The sequence below is a fragment of the Aciduricibacillus chroicocephali genome, from assembly GCF_030762805.1.
In the GTDB taxonomy this organism is placed as follows: domain Bacteria; phylum Bacillota; class Bacilli; order Bacillales; family Amphibacillaceae; genus Aciduricibacillus; species Aciduricibacillus chroicocephali.
In genome coordinates, this window is the sequence record NZ_CP129113.1 from 2,331,491 (window position 1) to 2,348,681 (window position 17,191).

At 44.6% G+C, this 17,191-nt stretch carries 18 protein-coding genes; 3 read left to right on the forward strand and 15 right to left on the reverse strand.

The features are described 5' to 3' along the window. Positions 1-271 precede the first annotated feature (271 nt). From QR721_RS12010 to QR721_RS12025, 4 genes are all read right to left on the reverse strand, one after another. Complete coding sequence (locus tag QR721_RS12010; protein WP_348029842.1) at positions 272-1,954, reverse strand: methyl-accepting chemotaxis protein; 1,683 nt, start codon at positions 1,952-1,954, stop codon at positions 272-274. Between the two features lie 318 nt (positions 1,955-2,272). Next, positions 2,273-3,958, reverse strand: coding sequence for a methyl-accepting chemotaxis protein (locus QR721_RS12015; protein ID WP_348027284.1), 1,686 nt, complete (start codon positions 3,956-3,958; stop codon positions 2,273-2,275). A gap of 141 nt (positions 3,959-4,099) precedes the next feature. After that, positions 4,100-4,783: a phosphoribosylaminoimidazolesuccinocarboxamide synthase gene (locus tag QR721_RS12020; RefSeq protein WP_348027286.1), complete on the reverse strand. Its 684-nt coding sequence runs from the start codon at positions 4,781-4,783 to the stop codon at positions 4,100-4,102. Positions 4,784-4,983: 200 nt separating this feature from the next. Further along, positions 4,984-5,226 (reverse strand): hypothetical protein, encoded by a 243-nt coding sequence (locus tag QR721_RS12025; RefSeq protein ID WP_348027288.1) that lies wholly within the window; start codon positions 5,224-5,226, stop codon positions 4,984-4,986. Between the two features lie 200 nt (positions 5,227-5,426). On the opposite strand from QR721_RS12025, the gene QR721_RS12030 reads away from it, so the two are divergent. Both QR721_RS12030 and QR721_RS12035 read left to right on the forward strand, forming a co-directional pair. Beyond that, positions 5,427-6,443 carry an LLM class flavin-dependent oxidoreductase gene (locus QR721_RS12030; RefSeq protein WP_348027290.1) on the forward strand — a complete coding sequence of 339 codons (1,017 nt, stop codon included), beginning with the start codon at positions 5,427-5,429 and terminating at the stop codon, positions 6,441-6,443. Between the two features lie 131 nt (positions 6,444-6,574). Further along, positions 6,575-7,333 carry an exodeoxyribonuclease III gene (locus QR721_RS12035; RefSeq protein WP_348027292.1) on the forward strand — a complete coding sequence of 253 codons (759 nt, stop codon included), beginning with the start codon at positions 6,575-6,577 and terminating at the stop codon, positions 7,331-7,333. Between the two features lie 44 nt (positions 7,334-7,377). Here QR721_RS12035 and QR721_RS12040 read toward each other — a convergent pair whose 3' ends face one another. The 8 genes from QR721_RS12040 to bioA all read right to left on the reverse strand — a co-directional run bounded on the left by QR721_RS12040 (position 7,378) and on the right by bioA (position 13,568). Next, a complete protein-coding gene (locus QR721_RS12040) occupies positions 7,378-7,695 on the reverse strand; it encodes a DMT family transporter (protein WP_348027294.1) in 318 nt (105 codons plus the stop codon). Between the two features lies 1 nt (position 7,696). Continuing rightward, positions 7,697-8,044 (reverse strand): DMT family transporter, encoded by a 348-nt coding sequence (locus QR721_RS12045; protein ID WP_348027296.1) that lies wholly within the window; start codon positions 8,042-8,044, stop codon positions 7,697-7,699. A 71-nt stretch (positions 8,045-8,115) separates the two neighbouring features. Then, positions 8,116-8,706 (reverse strand): TetR/AcrR family transcriptional regulator, encoded by a 591-nt coding sequence (locus QR721_RS12050; protein WP_348027298.1) that lies wholly within the window; start codon positions 8,704-8,706, stop codon positions 8,116-8,118. An 18-nt stretch (positions 8,707-8,724) separates the two neighbouring features. Beyond that, the gene (gene bioC / locus QR721_RS12055) at positions 8,725-9,588 is read right to left on the reverse strand and encodes a malonyl-ACP O-methyltransferase BioC (RefSeq protein WP_348027300.1); all 864 of its coding nucleotides are present in this window, start codon (positions 9,586-9,588) and stop codon (positions 8,725-8,727) included. Beyond that, positions 9,588-10,298: an alpha/beta fold hydrolase gene (locus QR721_RS12060; protein ID WP_348027302.1), complete on the reverse strand. Its 711-nt coding sequence runs from the start codon at positions 10,296-10,298 to the stop codon at positions 9,588-9,590. Before QR721_RS12060 ends, bioC begins: the two co-directional genes overlap by 1 nt. 14 nt (positions 10,299-10,312) lie before the next feature. Next, a complete protein-coding gene (bioF, locus tag QR721_RS12065; protein WP_348027304.1) occupies positions 10,313-11,494 on the reverse strand; it encodes an 8-amino-7-oxononanoate synthase in 1,182 nt (393 codons plus the stop codon). Continuing rightward, positions 11,491-12,195 carry a dethiobiotin synthase gene (gene bioD, locus QR721_RS12070; protein ID WP_348027306.1) on the reverse strand — a complete coding sequence of 235 codons (705 nt, stop codon included), beginning with the start codon at positions 12,193-12,195 and terminating at the stop codon, positions 11,491-11,493. The genes bioF and bioD overlap by 4 nt, the downstream gene beginning before the upstream one ends. Further along, positions 12,195-13,568, reverse strand: a complete 1,374-nt coding sequence (gene bioA, locus QR721_RS12075; protein WP_348027308.1) for an adenosylmethionine--8-amino-7-oxononanoate transaminase — start codon at positions 13,566-13,568, stop codon at positions 12,195-12,197. Before bioA ends, bioD begins: the two co-directional genes overlap by 1 nt. A gap of 234 nt (positions 13,569-13,802) precedes the next feature. Between bioA and QR721_RS12080 the strand changes: the two genes are divergently transcribed. Continuing rightward, positions 13,803-14,360 carry a sigma-70 family RNA polymerase sigma factor gene (locus QR721_RS12080; protein ID WP_348027310.1) on the forward strand — a complete coding sequence of 186 codons (558 nt, stop codon included), beginning with the start codon at positions 13,803-13,805 and terminating at the stop codon, positions 14,358-14,360. A gap of 62 nt (positions 14,361-14,422) precedes the next feature. On the opposite strand, the gene QR721_RS12085 is transcribed toward QR721_RS12080, so the two are convergent. The 3 genes from QR721_RS12085 to QR721_RS12095 all read right to left on the reverse strand — a co-directional run bounded on the left by QR721_RS12085 (position 14,423) and on the right by QR721_RS12095 (position 17,185). Then, positions 14,423-14,569 carry a hypothetical protein gene (locus tag QR721_RS12085; protein WP_348027312.1) on the reverse strand — a complete coding sequence of 49 codons (147 nt, stop codon included), beginning with the start codon at positions 14,567-14,569 and terminating at the stop codon, positions 14,423-14,425. Positions 14,570-14,651: 82 nt separating this feature from the next. Further along, entirely contained in the window at positions 14,652-15,482 is an 831-nt protein-coding gene (locus QR721_RS12090) for an energy-coupling factor transporter transmembrane component T family protein (protein WP_348027314.1), read from the reverse strand. Next, a complete protein-coding gene (locus tag QR721_RS12095; protein ID WP_348027316.1) occupies positions 15,473-17,185 on the reverse strand; it encodes an ABC transporter ATP-binding protein in 1,713 nt (570 codons plus the stop codon). The genes QR721_RS12090 and QR721_RS12095 overlap by 10 nt, the downstream gene beginning before the upstream one ends. Positions 17,186-17,191: the final 6 nt, after the last annotated feature.

Here is a 17,191-nt window from a genome sequence, read left to right on the forward strand (position 1 = left end):
CCCTCAATCATATAGAAAAGCACCCCACTTGGCAAATCGAAAAAAGACTAGAATTGGTGCTAAACCTGGTCTTTTTCCAGCTTTTTATTGTTGTTTTCTTTCAAAGTTTGAACCGGCGATGGTTGTTCAGCTAACCAGCAGGTTTTCATATGAATTGCTGCCATTTCTTCTACTAAATCATGCAAATACGAGCTCGCATCGGCAGTACTTTATTTTCAATATTTAGTATTAAAACAGAAGACGGCAGAATCATCTGCCGTCTTACAATGAATCAAAGTTTGAATTTACCTACAAGGCCGTTCAATTGTTCTGCTAAATTTGCTAGCTCTCCTGAACTCTCTGCTATTTCTTCCATGGAACTTGCCGATTGCTGTGATGTCGCAGAAGTCTGCTCCACACCTGCCGCGGACTCTTCCGATACTGCTGCGATTTCCTGAACGAATGCATTCATTTCATCACTGCCTGAAGACACTTTAGCAAGGTTTCCCGAAATAGCGTCAATCCGCTCTGCCATTTGGACGAGGGCATTTTTAATTTCGCTGAACGTCTTTTCAGTCTTGCGTATCTGGTCAGTTCCGTGGCCGACTTCTTTGTAACCACTCTCCAAGGATGCAGAAACGTCAGACGTCTCGCTCTGGATGGACGTAACGATATGTGTAATATTCGTTACAGAGTTCCCCACTTGCTCTGCAAGTTTGCCAACTTCATTCGCTACAACCGCAAAGCCTTTACCATGTTCTCCGGCCCTGGCAGCTTCTATTGATGCGTTCAAAGCAAGCAGATTTGTCTGATCTGAGATATCTTTAATCACTCCAACAAGTTGAGAAATCTCTTTGGATTGTGTATCCAGTCCATCCATTTTATCTACAGCATTTTGTACAATTGCTTCAATTCTCTCCATTTGTTTTGTCGACTCAGCCATCATTAGACCGCCTTCTTCAGCAAGCTCCAGCACATGGTTTGAAGCCTCATTCACTTCAGTGCCATTATTGCTCGCATGGCGGATTTCATTAGAAAATCCACTCATAAGGCCGGACAGTTCTGAAGCCTTATTCGCTTGGGTTTCAGAGCCGTCTGCCAGTTCCTCCATCGTCACAGCAATCTGTTCAGCACCTGCTTTAACTTCGCTGGCTGACTGTGTCAATTCCTCACTTTGACTGCTTACCCGTTCTGAGACAGTACCAATTTCCTGCATAATTTCACGCATTTGTTCATTCACATCATTAGCTGCCACAATGAGTTGGCCTACTTCATCCCGGGAAGACGGGATTAGCGGTTCACGAGACAGGTCTCCTTTTGCAAGTGACTTCATCCATTCCATGACTTCTTTGATCGGATTGGCAATCATACGAGCTGTCATAAGTGCGATGGCAACACTTGCAACAAGCATTATTAATGAAAGGATAATAAAGGTAGTGATATTGACCTTACCACTTTTCAGAACGGCTGTACCTGCTTTAGTAATTGCCTTTTCCCTATCGCTTGATGCCACATCAAAGAATGTCATCAGCTCCCTCGCCTGAGGCTCCACTTCATCTTTAAGATTTCGTAATGCAGCTTCCTTACCATCTTTATCATAGACGTCGAACACCTTCTCAAGTACAGACTGGTCCCATGCGCTCACGTCATCTACTTTGTCTAAAAACTCCGGCTTGGTGCTCTTCTCTTTTATATTCATTTCATATTCTTTGCTCTGTTCGGAATAAATTTTAAAACGATCACGATATTCCTTATTTCCTTCATAAAGGACATAAGCACGTGCAACCGCGAGGCGATTTGCAATGTCATAGGAGATTCTAGAGTTCGCTACGAGGAAAGGAACTTGCCTGTCCATGATTTCAGTTGTCTGCTTATTCACATGACTGACTGAAACTGAATTGTAGATTCCGATTCCCACAATTAGGAGAATGACAACCCCGAACCCTGCCAATAGCTTTTGTTTGACACTTTTCATTTTGTTCAATCTTTGACTTCCTCTCTATTTTACTTTTTGTTCACTATTTCACATGAAATCAATTAACTTCATATGAAATTTGAACTATGAATCTTCCATGTATATCGACATGTTTCGACGAAATTTAAAGCTTTTTCACTAAAATCAGACATACTTTAGAAAAACGGGCTATATTGATATACATTTAATCCTTAAAATAATTGAATATTGACAGCTAATATGTCGTTAACCATATATGCAATCTTCACTTTTAGATAAGGTCTTTTGCCTTAAACAAAAAAATGCATTCTCCTATGTATAGGAGAATGCATTGCATTATCATACTTTAAATTGCTTAACGAGACTGTTCAGATTCTCAGCCAGCGTTGATAGCTCACGCGCATTCGCGGCCACTTCCTCCATAGAACTTGATGTCTCTTCTGAAGAAGCGGATGTCTCTTCAATCCCTGCTGCGGACTGTTCAGAGACTGCTGCAATCTCTTCTGAGAACATCCCCATCTTATGACTGCTCTCATTCATTTCTGACAGGTTGTCAGAAACGGACTGGATACTTTCGGCTACGCTTTCGACAGCGGCTGTTATAATCTCGAATGTCCGTCCTGTCTCCTTAACTTGCTGTGTGCCGGCTGCGACCTCCGCATATCCGTCTCGCAAAGAAGCAGCCACAGATCCTGATTCGGTCTGAATATCATTAACGAAGCCTGTAATTTCTGTTACAGAGTTCGTTACTTGTTCAGCAAGCTTTCGTACTTCATCCGCAACAACTGCGAACCCTTTACCATGCTCACCCGCACGCGCAGCTTCAATGGCCGCATTAAGTGCTAGCAAGTTCGTCTGTTCCGCAATCGCATGAATAACTGTTACAAGCTTGGAAATCTCCTTTGATTGAACATCGAGGTTTTCCATTTTATCAGCAGCCTGCTTCACAATTGAATCAATATGTTCCATTTGAGACGTTGAGGAATGCATAAGTGAAGCACCTTCATTCGTCAGCTTAAGCACTTCTTCCGCTCTTGTTCCAGCATTGCCTCCTGATACATTCGCAGTTTCAGCCTTTTCGCTGAATGAGTTCATCATAGAAGAAAGGTCAGCAGCTCGGCTCGCCTGTGACTCCGCCCCTGAAGCAAGCTCTTCCATTGTCGTTGCCACTTGTTCCGAGCCGGCCCGTACTTCATCTGCCGACTGTGTAAGTTCGGCACTCCGGTTCGTCATTTCTGCGGCTACTCCGCTCATCTCTCCAATAACATGGCTGAACTGACTGCTCATACTATTTGCCGCATCGACAAGATCTTTTATCTCATCCTGGCTGGACACTTCCAATGGTTCGTTGCTAAAGTCGCCTTTCTCCATTTCCTGCATACGCTCTTTCAGTTGTAAAATCGGCTTTGAAATAAGACGAGCTGTGAATGTAGCAATGAATAAACCTGCAACGATGGCAAGAATGCTGATGAAGACCGTCACTTTAATGACTTTAGAGCTGTTTGCAATAAGATCGTCACTACTTTTATTCATTTCACTCTTTCGCTCATTCGCAACTTTCTGAAGCGTTCCTGTTATCTCTTCAGTCAGCGGAATTATTTCCGTACGAATAAGTGACAAAGCCTCTTTTTTCTTGCCGGCATCATAGAGATTCATTGCTGTATCAACTTTTGTTCCCCACTCAATTTTGTCTTGCATCACTTGCAAGATTACCGGATTTTTAGTTAGCTTCGAAGCTTTTTTATCCAGAGCAATCCCTTCATCAACAGCGCTCTGATATCTCTTCTTGGCAGATTCATCTCCAAAAAGGAAATAACCGCGCATATAAGCAGCCTGTAGATTCATATTTGATTCGAGTTCATCATCGAGTACTAGATGATTGAGCTGTTCGTTCATCAACTTCTCAACGTGGCTTTTTGAATCTTGCATAACAAGACTCGTATAAAGACCAAAGATGGCAATGATTATAAGTATAATCGAAAACCCCGTAAGCAACTTCTTTCTAATCGTTGTAAATTTAATCAAATGGATGATCCTTTCTTCTTTGGTGTCGGTCTAGGCCGCTACTATTAGTATCGGCTCATACCCAAAAATTTGTTACGCAAAAAGAACTATTTTTTTACAAAAAAAATCCGGTTTCCTAATTAGGAGACCGGATTTTCGCTATTATGCAAGTACAAGTTTTTCAAGCTCAAGCGGTTCAATATATTTGCCATCTTTATAAGCACGCATATTCCCGCCGGAAATTTCATCAATTAAAAGAATTTCATTCGTCTTTGCATCGCGGCCGAATTCAAGCTTGATATCGTATAGTTCGATACCCTTCTTGGCAAGGTCTTCTTTAACCACTCCGGAAATTTCACGCGTCAGACGAGCCAATGTTTCGTATTCTTCCAAACTCAAAATGTTAAGCATGTCCAGACCTTCCGCACTGATAGGCGGATCTTGCCTGTCATCATCTTTCAATGTCACTTCGACAAACGCATCAAGAGGCTGACCCTCTTCTACATATTTGCCATAGCGTCGCAGGAAGCTTCCGACTGCTCGATAACGGCAGATTACTTCCAAACCTTTACCGAATACAGTTGCAGGGACAACAGTCATCGTCCGCTTTGCTATGTCTGCATCAATGTAATGTGTTGGAATGCCTTTTTCCTTCAGAATCTCAAAAAAGTGCTGTGTCAATCTCAGTCCGGCTTCACCGGCACCTTCCATTGTCAGGCCAACTGTGTTCGCACCAGGGTCGAATACACCGTTCTCGCCTGTCACATCATCTTTAAAAGAAAGCAAATAGTTTCCGTCTTCCAGTTCATATACGTCCTTAGTTTTTCCAGAATATATTTGTTTCATCGAATGATCCTCTCTGTGGAAAAAGTTTATATGCATCCGCTGCTGTTTCATTTTAGCACAGGATGCGAGCAGCTTCCACTGATTTTTCACCAAAATATGAATTAATTTTATATATTTAGCTTATTTTGTTCGGTTTTTGGTTAATTTAAAGTATAAAATATTGTTAAATCGTTTAATGTTCGGTTTTAAGGTAACCAATGTTACTGTTTCTTCTTACTTTTTATAACTCCCCAGGCAATGAGATAGATGATTGCTGAAACGAGTATAAACATGCCGACAAACTTTACCCAGCCGGCAACTGTCTCGGGAATCGTTCCTGTGAAGAGTAGATATCCTCCTGCAAAAAGAAATCCACCTGCCGTAGCAAGTACTTCCTCTTTCTTCCGTTGTACTTTTACTGGTTCTTCCTTCTGTTCCTGAATGCGTTTCAGTTTCCTCGCCATTATATATTCTCCCTTCGCTTTGTAAGCGGTTTCTAGTTTTTGTCTATCGTAGCATATTTCCTGAAAGTATGCGTTATGTATAAAAAAGCAAGATAATGGACACTGTACATGATTTGGAGATAAGATGATATTGGACACTGTCAAAAACAACTCGATCATCAGACAAGGAAGAACGATTTTTTTCAGGAGGTTTCTTTAATATGAGTACTAAAAGCTCCGGTCGCATTAAAGGTGTACCGCTCTCCATATTGGACCTTGCTCCGCTTACGGAAGGCGGAAGTGCATCTGAGACGTTCAGAAACAGCGTAGACCTGGCTCAGCATGCCCAAAATTGGGGGTACGGGCGTTACTGGCTTGCCGAGCATCATAACATGCCTGGGATCGCAAGCTCCGCGACATCTATCGTCATTGGTCATATCGCAGGTGCCACGGAGTCAATTCGTGTTGGGGCAGGCGGTATCATGCTGCCTAATCATGCAGCACTCACTATAGCTGAACAATTCGGTACGCTTAATGCCATGTATCCCGGCCGTATTGACCTTGGACTCGGACGTGCTCCAGGGACCGATTCACCTACTTCTCACGCGTTGCGACGCACATTAAATTCAGGACCGGAAGACTTTCCTCTGCAGGTTGAAGAGCTGGAAGATTATTTCGCAGGTACTTCCCGTGTACAAGCCATCCCTGGAAAAGGCGAGGACATTCCGATCTGGTTCCTCGGTTCAAGCGGATTTAGCGCCAAGCTGGCTGCGGGAAAAGGGGCTCCTTTCGCTTTTGCGAGCCATTTCTCGCCGCGCTATACAATTCCGGCATTGAATGTGTACAGGGATAATTTCAAACCATCTGAACGCTTAGACAAGCCGCATGCCCTCGTCTGTCTCAATGTAATTGCAGCAGACACGGATGAAGAGGCACAATTCATCAGCACTTCACTTAAGCTTCAGTTTTGGGGGCTTCGCCGCGGTACCCCATTTGCTTTGAAGCCGCCAATTACACAGGAAGAGCTAGAAGCGTTGTGGAGCCCTTATGAGAGGCAAGTCGTCGAAGCAGCCATCGACTCGTTTTCAACAATTATCGGCAGCCCTGATACAGTAAAGCACGGGATCGAACGCTTCATTGAAGAAACAAAGGCAGATGAACTCATGCTCAATTCCGTCATTTATGATCACAAGGCACGCCTCCGTTCCTATGAGATCGTACATGAATTGATGGACTAAGGAAAAAGCAGCAGCACCTGTAGCCGGTGTTGCTGCTTTTTCGCTGACACACATACTCAACTCCTCACATTTCAATCCTGCCGTTCAAATGGTAGAATAGCGGGAGAGCATAATAGAGAGGGAAGAACAAGATGAAACTGATTTCATGGAATGTGAACGGCTTGCGCGCCTGTGTAAAAAAAGGGTTTCTCGACTATTTTAATGAGGCGGATGCAGATATATTTTGCGTACAGGAAACGAAGCTTCAGGAAGGTCAGATTGAATTGGATTTACCTGGCTATCACCAATATTGGAACTATGCTTTGAAAAAAGGCTATTCCGGTACTGCTGTTTTCACAAAAGAAAAGCCGCTTTCAGTACGCTACGGTGTCAGGGACGCCGAGACACAGGACGAGGGCCGGATCATCACGCTCGAATTCGAGAATTTTTATTTGGTGAACACGTATGTGCCGAATTCCCAGCGTGATTTGGCACGTCTGGAATACCGGTTGCAGTGGGAAGATGAGATGTTTGCTCACCTGACAGAACTGGAGGCAAATAAGCCCGTAATTCTCTGTGGCGATCTGAATGTAGCCCATCAGGAAATTGATTTGAAAAATCCAAAACCAAACCGCGGCAACTCCGGTTTTACTGATGAAGAACGCGGCAAATTTACATCACTCTTGGAAGGTGGCTTCGTAGACAGTTTCCGCCATCTTTACCCGGATCGTGAGGAAGTCTACTCATGGTGGTCTTATATGAATAAAGTCCGCGAGCGGAATATCGGCTGGCGCATTGACTATTTCGTCGTATCCAACAAGCTCATACCAAAAATCAAAGATGCCGAAATACATTGTGATATCATGGGCAGCGACCATTGCCCTGTCGTCCTCGTTGGTAACTTTAAATAATACTAAAAGACGCCCGAACCTGCTTGCAGATCCGGGCGTCTTGCTTATGAACCCATTGCTTTCAAGCCGACAACCCCGATAATAATCGCAGTCAGACTTGCCAGCCTGAGGCCATTTTTCGACTCTCCGAAAAACATCATATTCACGATGACTATACCCGCAGTGCCAATCCCCGTCCAAACCGCATACGCGACACTGACAGGCAAGTACTGAAACGATGGGTAGAGAAGAGCCAAAGATACTCCAAGCCCTCCGAAATAAACGAGGCCATTTCGCAACGTACGTCTTTGACTAAAATAATGAAGCCCAATCCCGCCCGTAATCTCACAGGCGGAAGCAAGCAGGACAAATATCCACCCCATATCAGACAGCTCCTTTCGATTGCTCTTCATCCTTCTTGTCATCAGTCAGCTTTAGACCAATTACACCAGCAATAATCAGCACAATAAATCCGAGCTTGCCAAGACCGAGTGACTGATCAAACATAAACACGTCCATCACCGCTGTACCTACTGTCCCCGTAGCTGCAAAAATCGCATACACTGTCCCCGTTGGCAACGTCTCACACGCTTTGGCAAGGAAATGCAAATCACATACAAGGAATATAATAATCAACATCCAATGCCACCATGCGCTCGCTGTATTGAATCCATAAATCCAGACTAGTTCGGATAAACTTGTCAATATTACATATACCCATGCCTTATTCATATCCATGCTCCTCAAATCTTGACTGACTATCAGTCATATTTCTTGCATAAAAAAGAGCAGCATCTCGCCACTCAAATATTGCTTGTATTACGGCACCCAAGTGCCCCTAGAGCGAATTGCACTACTTGCTCCTTCTTCTCTTCCGCCTTTCCCTGACCCTTAGGAGAATATAAAAATGTTTGCTCTGCTGCTGATTCAATGAGTCCTATAAGCAAAATTGCTGTTTCCTCTGAATCAAGTGAAACATCAATTGCCCCTGCTTCCTTTGCCACTTCAAGTTGCTGCGCCATCCACTTATAGTAATCAGCATAGATTGATTCCCATTCTGTCATATATTCAGTCGCTGCAAGACCTGCATACATCAGGGCAAAAATATCCCGGTCTGCTTCCGTTAGACGGAAAACAGCCTCCACGATACTTCTCATCAGTTTATTAATGTCCTTTGCGTTCTCTGTCTCTTCTTTAATCGAATCAAGCATCCGCTCAACCATCACTTCTGCGATTGATGGCATAACCGCCAACTTGGAGGAAAAATATAAATAAAACGTCCCTTGAGCAATGCCCGCTCCTTTGACGATATCGGATATTTTTGTCTTCTCAATTCCTTTTTCCCGGAACATTTCAATTGCCGATAGAACGATCCGCTCTTTTTTATTATCCAAATGGAATCCCTCCATCTCTTAAACACGAACTGACTGAACGTCATTCATGTTATCAATATTATTAGAAAGTGTCAATGCACCTGCCTTACCGCTCTTATGGCAGGTTGCCTGAAAAACTTCGTATGTAGCTGGTACTCCTCGGTGAGTAAAATACTCTTCATCATAGATTTGCAGCAGACGGCGCAACAGACCGGCACCTGACATTCCCTCTGCATTACCGGCTCCAATTTTTTTAACAGAATGAAGGAAGTCACGAGATGCAGGGAAAAACTCAACCATATCTTCTGTCTTGAACCGAGTATTCAGTCCAGCCTGAACACAGTGCATACGCCACTCAGAAAGCGTTGCAAACTGCGGGCCCGGCCTTGTCTGTTCAACACATTTCCCAAGCTGTTCTGCTGCTATCACATGGCTTTTGTGAAGTTCTTGAAAAGTTCGGCGGCCGAATGTCGTGAAATGCATTTCTCCTTCGGCACTTAAATAATTTGCAAACCTTTCCAGCGTCTTCGCCGGATTTGTCAGCCATTGAAATGCTGCATTGGAAACGATCAGATCATATTTCTCAGAATATGCAGGGGAAAAACGCTCTGCATCTTCACATAAAAGAAGGAGCCTGCCTTCTCCTGCAAAGCGGTCTCGCATGAATTCAATCATTCCTTCCGCCAAATCAATAGCAGTAATACGCACCTCGGAATAGCGTTCCAGCAACCGCTCCGTCAAATAACCGGTACCGCAGCCAACTTCCAGGATATTAATAACATTCTTTTGCGAAGGCAGTTGCGCCATCAGATTTTCCGCCATCTTTTTTTGCACGTTTGCAAATCTATCATACTGCTTTGCCTGTCTGCTGAAGTTTCGGTTCACCTTTTCTTTATTAATCATCACGCCAGCCCCTTGTAAAACTTTGCAAGCTCTCTTTCTACTGACTGTTTTTCAGCCATAAATGGAATATGACCAGTGTCATCAAGAGTGATTCTATTTATATTCCTGCCAGCCTGCTCCTCGATGAATAGACTCGCTTCTTGCGGACAAATAGAATCTTCTATTCCGTGAAAAATGATTATCGGCAGCTTCAAATCGGTTATCCTTGAACGCAGATCCGTCTCAGACAAATAATCAAGCCCTGCCGCAAGAGACGACACAGAGTCATCCGAAACCGCCTTATTCAGGCTCCCTATTGTTTCCTCTCCTGGCATAAGCAAATGAGCCGCAAAATCATCCAGAACCTTCTGCTTGTCCTTCGTCAGTTGCTTTTGCATGCGTCTTACAACTCGTCTGTCCCAGCCACACTCGTAATGCTCTCTTTTAACGAATGAAGCAGTCGGAGAGAAGAGGGCAAGTCCTTTCACCCTTAAAGGAGCTTTCAAAGCCATTTCCAAAGCTGCAATTGCACCTAGTGACCAGCCAACAGCAAATACATCTCCATCTGCCTGATTGAGTATAGCTTGTACTCTATTGGATACATCCTCCTTTTCCTCCAGACCTTGCCAGTTCACATGCAGATGGTTGACCTCAGAGGGGAAAACATTCTGAATTCCCGAGAAAATCGTATAATCAAAACTCCACCCAGGCAGCCAGAGTATTGTTGTCATTTGTATCCCACCTATCATTGAATGGTATGCAGCTTCTCTGCAAGATCAGCAATTGTTACCGCTGCTCCAGCCAAATCTTCTTCTTCATGAAGCGCTGATACAGCAAATCTGATCCGTGCCTCCCCTTTCGGCACAGTCGGCGGCCGAATTGCAATCGCGGAAATACCGGCTTCCTGAAGTTCTTTAGAAAATTGAATCGCTTGTTCATTCTCCCCAATGCGCACAGGTATGATTTGGGTCATACTTTCATATGTATGGAAACCTGCCTCAATGAGCTTCCTTCGTAAATAATCTGCGTTTCGCTGGAGTTTCTCCCGCCGCCAGTCTTCATCACGGATAATCTGCAAAGATTCCATCGCTGAACCGAGCACAGCTGGAGGCAATGCGGTCGTATAAATCAAACTCCGCATCCGGTTCACCAAAAAGTCAATTAACCAACGCTTCCCTGTTATGTATGCCCCATATGAACCAAATGCCTTGCTGAAAGTACCAATTTGAATATCTACAGCCTCATCCACACCCAATGCTGCACACAATCCTTTTCCTTCAGGGCCAAATACGCCGCCTGCGTGAGCTTCATCAACTACGAGTAAAGCTCCGTACTTTTCTTTTAAGCGGACTAATTCATCCAAATTTGCCGTATCCCCATCCATACTGAACACACTGTCTGTTACGATTAATTTGCGCTTGCCTTCAGGAGTCTTTTGCAGCAGTTTTTCCAGATGCCCCATATCATTATGCCGATAGCGTTTATGCTCCGCCCTGCTTAGCAAAATGCCGTCAATAATGCTCGCATGATTCAAACGGTCACTGAAAACGACATCATGGCGGCTAAGAAGTGATGAGAGGACGCCAATATTCGCTGTATAACCACTTCCACAAATAAGTGCTCCCTCTGTACCCTTCCAAGCTATCAAAGCTTGTTCTGTCGCCTCATATAGGGGATGACTGCCGGTTACAAGCCTTGAAGCACCTGCCCCTGCTCCGTATCGCTCTGCCGCTTTTACCTGGGCTTCTAATAGTCTTTCATCACCGGCAAGTCCAAGATAATCATTGGATGCGAGATTCAGAAGAAGCTTCCCTTCATGCTCAATTTTAGCTCCTTTTGATTGCCTGGATGTTCGTAGATGGCGCTGCAGTTTCTGCTCTGCCAGCTTTTCCAGTTCAAGCCGGATGTCAGTCTCCCAGTCTTTCATGCTTTAACTCCCAGACCTGTTAGTGAATTCAGAGAAACATTGTTTTCTACCGCTTCTATGATTGTCTTTTTCTCCAACTTTTCAAGCCAAGGAATCTCACCAAGAACTGAAACGTCTGTAAAACGTTCTATTAGTTTGCGGTTTGTCTGCTCGGCAAGTGTCCTCTCTCCGAACTGTACTCCGTTTATAATAATTCCAAGCACTTCAATACCCATCGTCCGCGCCTTTTCAATTGTAAGCAAAGTATGATTCACTGTACCGAGGCCAGGTCGAGCTACAATGATGAGGGGGAAGCCCATTTCCCGGGCAATATGACCGTTATGATAATCACTGCCCATTGGAGCCATCAGTCCGCCGGCTCCTTCAACGATAAAAAAATCATGTGTCAAGCTGATTTCGTTCCAATGGCTGAGCAGCTTGTCTAAAGAGATATCAATACTATTCATTTCAGCTGCCAGTAATGGCGTAACTGCTTCATCGAATTGATAAGGGTTGATTTGTTCTATGCAATTCGTATCTTCAGCAAGGCTTTTCAACATGGCGGCATCGCTATGCGGGTCTTCTCTTTTTGCCCCGCTCATAAACGGTTTCATGACTCCGATATCGATACCACTCTTCTTCAAAGCACCCGCAATCCCTGCAGCTACAACTGTTTTACCAATTTCTGTATCTGTCCCCGTAATGTAGATGCCCCTAGTCATTATTTCACCCCTCCTGCAAGCTGCCTTTCCGCGCTGTATGTACGTATGCTCTCACGCATAATGCCGACCATCTCCTGTAATTCCTTTTTCGTCGCGGCAAGTGGCGGCATGAAGACTAATACATCTCCCATCGGGCGGGAAAGCATGCCTCGTCGGCGCATTTCAAGGGTAATCTCGTAACCTGCACGCATTCCTTGAGGGAAAGGCTCACGCGTTTCTTTGTCTTGGACAATTTCGACACCGATCATGAATCCACGCTGGCGTACTTCCCCAACGATCTCAATCTCGCTGACAGACTTCATAAGCTCTGCTATGTACTCCGCTTTACGGGCGACTCTAGAAACAATATCCTCCTGCTCAAACAATTTAAGATTTTCAAGCGCAACAGCACAACCTAGCTGATTGCCCGTATAAGAGTGTCCATGGAAAAATGTCTTCATTTTTGCATAATCATCATAGAATGCTTGATAAATTTTCTCAGAAGTCATTGTAATGGCGATTGGCAAGTAACCACCTGTCAAACCTTTTCCTGAAGTCATGATATCTGGAACGGTGTCATCATTTTCCATAGCGAATAGTTTCCCAGTCTTACCAAACCCTGTGGCGACCTCATCAAAAATGACGAGTACATTGTATTCACGGCACAATTCCCGCACTTCCTTCAGGAAACCGTCCGGCATTGTAATCATACCGCCCGCTCCCTGTACAAGCGGTTCTACAATTAAGGCCGCCACTTCATTGTGATGCTTCTCCAACGTCTGTCGCAGCTCTCTCAGGCACTCCGCCTTGCATATCTCCGCGTCTCGACTTGGGTGGCGGTATACATATGGGTAAGGAACCTTAATACTCTCAAACATAAGCGGTTCGTAAATTTGATGGAACAGATCGACCGCACCAACACTGATCGCACCAACTGTATCACCATGGTAGCCGTTTTTCATAGTGATGAATCGCTGTTTCTGCGGCTCTCCGATATTCCTCCAGTATTGATAGGCCATCTTAAGAGCGATTTCTACTGCTGTTGCACCGCTGTCCGAGTAAAACACGCGGTCAAGACCCGCTGGCGTAATCTCAACGAGCTTAGCCGCAAGTTCTGTTGCCGGAACATTCGTCATACCAAGTAAAGTCGAGTGGGCGATTTTCTCAAGCTGTTGGCGTATCGCTTCGTTCAGCTCCTCTTTTCTATGGCCATGGACATTCAGCCAGACAGAAGAGAACCCGTCGTAATACTCCTTGCCCTCCGTGTCACGGACCTTCACGCCTTGCCCGCTCTCGATGATCAGCGGATCTCGGTCATAGTCTTTCATCTGAGTGAATGGAAGCCAAAGATGCTGACGCCCCATTTCTAACAGTTGTTCGTGTGTGCTGCTCATCTTGTTTCGCCCCTTTTCAAGTTATCGTAAACCTTTAATTTATAAGGTAAACAATAAAACAGATTGAAAAGTGTGTCAAGAACTGTCGACGATAAGCTGCAATAAGCGCTTTTTATGCACATTGATTACAACGTGCCTCAATAACCCTTCAAACAGCACTCCACTCAAACATTTTTTTCGATATATAGATTGGGGGAAGCTTTTCAACAATTGATAAATGGAGGAATAGGAAAGTTGGGGAAAATAACGTTTGAAGAAATTTTCAAAGAGAACGAGAGGAGAATTCATTACCACATAAACAGAATGAATATCCGGGATCCGCATTCTGACTTTTTCCAAGAAGGTCTCTGTGCCTTATGGAATGCTTATGATTCCTACAAACCAGAGAAAGGTACGATGGGAACGTACTTCAATTTCATGATACGCAACCGACTCATCGACCTTGTACGAAAAGAAACGCGTGTAAGAAAAAATGATGGAGAAACAGTCAGCGCCACTTCCGTTCTCCTGACAGATGGCAACCACCAGAAGCTCGGTGGCCTTTCTGCCTCATTGCCTGGCAAGACTCAAGACATTGTACTTCATGACCCGACACTTTGGCAGAAACTTAAGCTGAATCTTACTGCCAACCAATGGACATGGGTCCGCTGCTTCATCGTCGAACAAATGAGCATCTCTGACATAGCAAGACAAGAGAAAACGACCGTGGACGCTGTTAAAGGATGGGCTCGCCAGACACGCAGGAAACTCCGAGATGATCGCTTCCGAGCCAAAATCGGTTGGGAAGTATAGCAATACGAAAAAGGGTGTCCCATAAGTCAAATTAGACTTATGGGACACCCTTTTTTGTGTGCTCATTTATTTAATTTCGGTAAAATGAGCACACCTGCCAAAGCCCCTAGATTGATGATCAACGCAAACAAATCCAGATCAAAAACCACATTGTACAGCATAGTTGCAATGAGAAATACAATTAGCAGATAGTACAAGATTCGTCTCAACAGTTTGTCTTCCTTTATAAAAGATCCAAATGAATTCGATAATACAGTTTACTCCGATTTGGAAAAATTAACAAGACTGTTTTCACTTAAACGGGTTGTAGAAACGGGAACCGTCATGGAAAGTTATAACCATGGCTGCAACAAACAGAACGACTGTTATTAAAATTGCCCACATATCTGCCTTCTTAAACGGTTTCTCACTATACCAGCTGCGGCGTTTCTTCTTACCAAATCCTCGCAATTCCATCGCATTGCTAATTGTCTCTATGCGATCCAGACTCGACATGATGAGCGGCATAATAATAGCTACCGCATTTTTTAGCCGACGTCCAAATTTCTCGTTGCGGGATAAATCGATTCCGCGTGCCTGCTGAGCTTTCGAAATCGTCTTGTAGTCTCGCTGAATATCAGGAATGTAGCGAAACGCCAGGGATACAGCATAGCTGATTTTGTAACTGACACCAATTCGGCTGAGCGATGCAGCAAACTCACTCGGATGTGTCGTCACAATAAACAGAAGTGCAGCCGGAATGACTACAAAGTACTTCAATGTCACATTCAGCTGATAGAAAATCTGTTCCCAAGTTACGTTATAGCGCCCCCAAATATGGAAGAGTTCATGACTCGTCCCATATATCTCAACGCCCTGACGCGGTGAAAAAATATAAATAGCTACGTTATTCAAGAGCAGGAAAAACAAAATAAATAGCAAGACAAATGCAATTTCCCGCAACTGAATCTGTGAAACTTTGAAAATGATCAGGCTGCCGATCAGCATGACAAACAGGATGCGTGTATCATAAGTGAGCATTGCTGCTGTCGACCAGAACAGGAAGATGATCAGCTTAGTCGCACCGGAAAGCCTGTGCAATGGTGATTCTCTCTCAATATATGAAAGCATCTCTACCGCCATGCTGCTCGCACCTCCCTGTCATAAGCAATGAATTTTCTTGTGAATTCTTGTGGATTCCATATGCCCGCCCTCTCGGCAAGCGTACCTAGTGATGTCTTTGCCAGATGTGCTTCCCGAACAATATTCGGATCAGCGAGTATATCAACTGCTGGCGCGTCGGCAAGAATTCTCCCATCACCAATTACAACTGCTCGCTTTGTATATTCGAGCATGAGATGCATATCATGGGTCACCATAAGAATCGTAATACCTCTCTTATTCAACTGTTCCAGGAAATCCATCATTTCTGTATAATGGCGGAAATCTTGCCCCGCAGTCGGCTCATCCAGGATGATCAACTCTGGCTCGAGGACAAGAATGGACGCAATCGTAACACGCTTCTTCTGTCCGAAGCTAAGAGCGGAAATTGGCCAGTTGCGGAACGGGTATAGACCGCAAATCCGCAGTGTCTCTTCTACGCGCTCACGGATTTCCTCTTCCGGTACTCCGCGCATGACAAGACCAAATGCAACTTCATCATAGATCATATGCTTGCTGATCATATGGTTCGGATTTTGCATAACGAGTCCGACTTTTCGCGCCCTCATGGCAATTGTGTCTTCTGTAGCATCTTCACCATTAATGAAAATCCGTCCAGTTGTCGGCTTTTCAAGACCTGATATTAGCTTCGTAAGGGTAGACTTGCCAGCACCGTTCCTGCCGACAATGCTCGTCATCTCACCCTTATGAACCGTCAGATCAATCCCTTTTATCGTAAGCTTTTCGGAACTATATCCAAAAGTTACATCCTTCAGTTCAAGGAGCATTTCGCTTAATTTTTCAGGCTTTTCATCTGGAAGTGTAGCAAGCCATCCTTGCAGTTCCTCACTGCATGCCTGGACATTGAATGATTCAAGCCGATCCGGGTGCATCTCACTCGTAATATCACATCCCGCATACTGACACGCTTGCAAATAAAGCGGCTTTCGTATTGAAGCACGTTCCAACACATCTGTTGCAAGCAAATCTGCCGGGGAGCCATCCGCAAGTATTTTTCCTTCGTTCACGACGACAAGTCTGTCCACATCCCCATGCAGCACGTCCTCAATTCGGTGTTCAATGATGACGACCGTCTTCCCTGTTTCCTTGCATATACGGGAAATCAGTTCAATTGCCTGTTTGCCTGTTGCTGGGTCCAAATTCGCAAGCGGTTCATCGAAAAGAAGAATATCCCCGTCCCCCACGAGCACACCAGCGAGTGAGACACGCTGTTTCTGACCGCCAGACAACTCATGAAGCCCATGATGCAGATGCGTGTCAACATCGACAAGCTTGGCTGTCCTGGCGACAATATCTTTCATCTCCGCTTGCTCCAATTGGTCATTCTCAAGGCTGAACGCAATGTCTTCCCCAACAGAAAGACCGATGAACTGTCCGTCCGTATCCTGGAGAACTGTCCCTGTCATCTGTCCGATAGAGAAGATGTCTAAGTCCCGTGTTTCTTTGCCATGGATTTTCAAACTGCCAGTCATGTCGCCTTTATAGGAAAATGGAATCAGCCCATTAATCGCATGACCGATTGTGCTCTTGCCAGAACCGGATGGACCGGCAATCAGCACAATCTCACCTTCATGGATCGTTAAATTGATATCATGCAATGTCGGTTCCTTCTGGCTTCTGTATTTAAATGTGAAATTTTCAAAGGAAATAACCGGCTTCTTCATATAATT

Coding starts and splice junctions, on each gene's coding strand:
- QR721_RS12040 (WP_348027294.1), bottom strand. CDS start 7,695: ATGGGGTGGATATTTGTCCTGCTTGCTTCCGCCTGTGAGATTACGGGC.
- bioF (WP_348027304.1), bottom strand. CDS start 11,494: ATGAAAGACTGGGAGACTGACATCCGGCTTGAACTGGAAAAGCTGGCA.
- QR721_RS12045 (WP_348027296.1), bottom strand. CDS start 8,044: ATGAATAAGGCATGGGTATATGTAATATTGACAAGTTTATCCGAACTA.
- bioA (WP_348027308.1), bottom strand. CDS start 13,568: ATGAGCAGCACACACGAACAACTGTTAGAAATGGGGCGTCAGCATCTT.
- QR721_RS12090 (WP_348027314.1), bottom strand. CDS start 15,482: ATGGCGGTAGAGATGCTTTCATATATTGAGAGAGAATCACCATTGCAC.
- bioC (WP_348027300.1), bottom strand. CDS start 9,588: ATGATTAATAAAGAAAAGGTGAACCGAAACTTCAGCAGACAGGCAAAG.
- QR721_RS12060 (WP_348027302.1), bottom strand. CDS start 10,298: ATGACAACAATACTCTGGCTGCCTGGGTGGAGTTTTGATTATACGATT.
- QR721_RS12030 (WP_348027290.1), top strand. CDS start 5,427: ATGAGTACTAAAAGCTCCGGTCGCATTAAAGGTGTACCGCTCTCCATA.
- QR721_RS12095 (WP_348027316.1), bottom strand. CDS start 17,185: ATGAAGAAGCCGGTTATTTCCTTTGAAAATTTCACATTTAAATACAGA.
- QR721_RS12010 (WP_348029842.1), bottom strand. CDS start 1,954: ATGAAAAGTGTCAAACAAAAGCTATTGGCAGGGTTCGGGGTTGTCATT.
- QR721_RS12035 (WP_348027292.1), top strand. CDS start 6,575: ATGAAACTGATTTCATGGAATGTGAACGGCTTGCGCGCCTGTGTAAAA.
- QR721_RS12025 (WP_348027288.1), bottom strand. CDS start 5,226: ATGGCGAGGAAACTGAAACGCATTCAGGAACAGAAGGAAGAACCAGTA.
- QR721_RS12020 (WP_348027286.1), bottom strand. CDS start 4,783: ATGAAACAAATATATTCTGGAAAAACTAAGGACGTATATGAACTGGAA.
- bioD (WP_348027306.1), bottom strand. CDS start 12,195: ATGACTAGGGGCATCTACATTACGGGGACAGATACAGAAATTGGTAAA.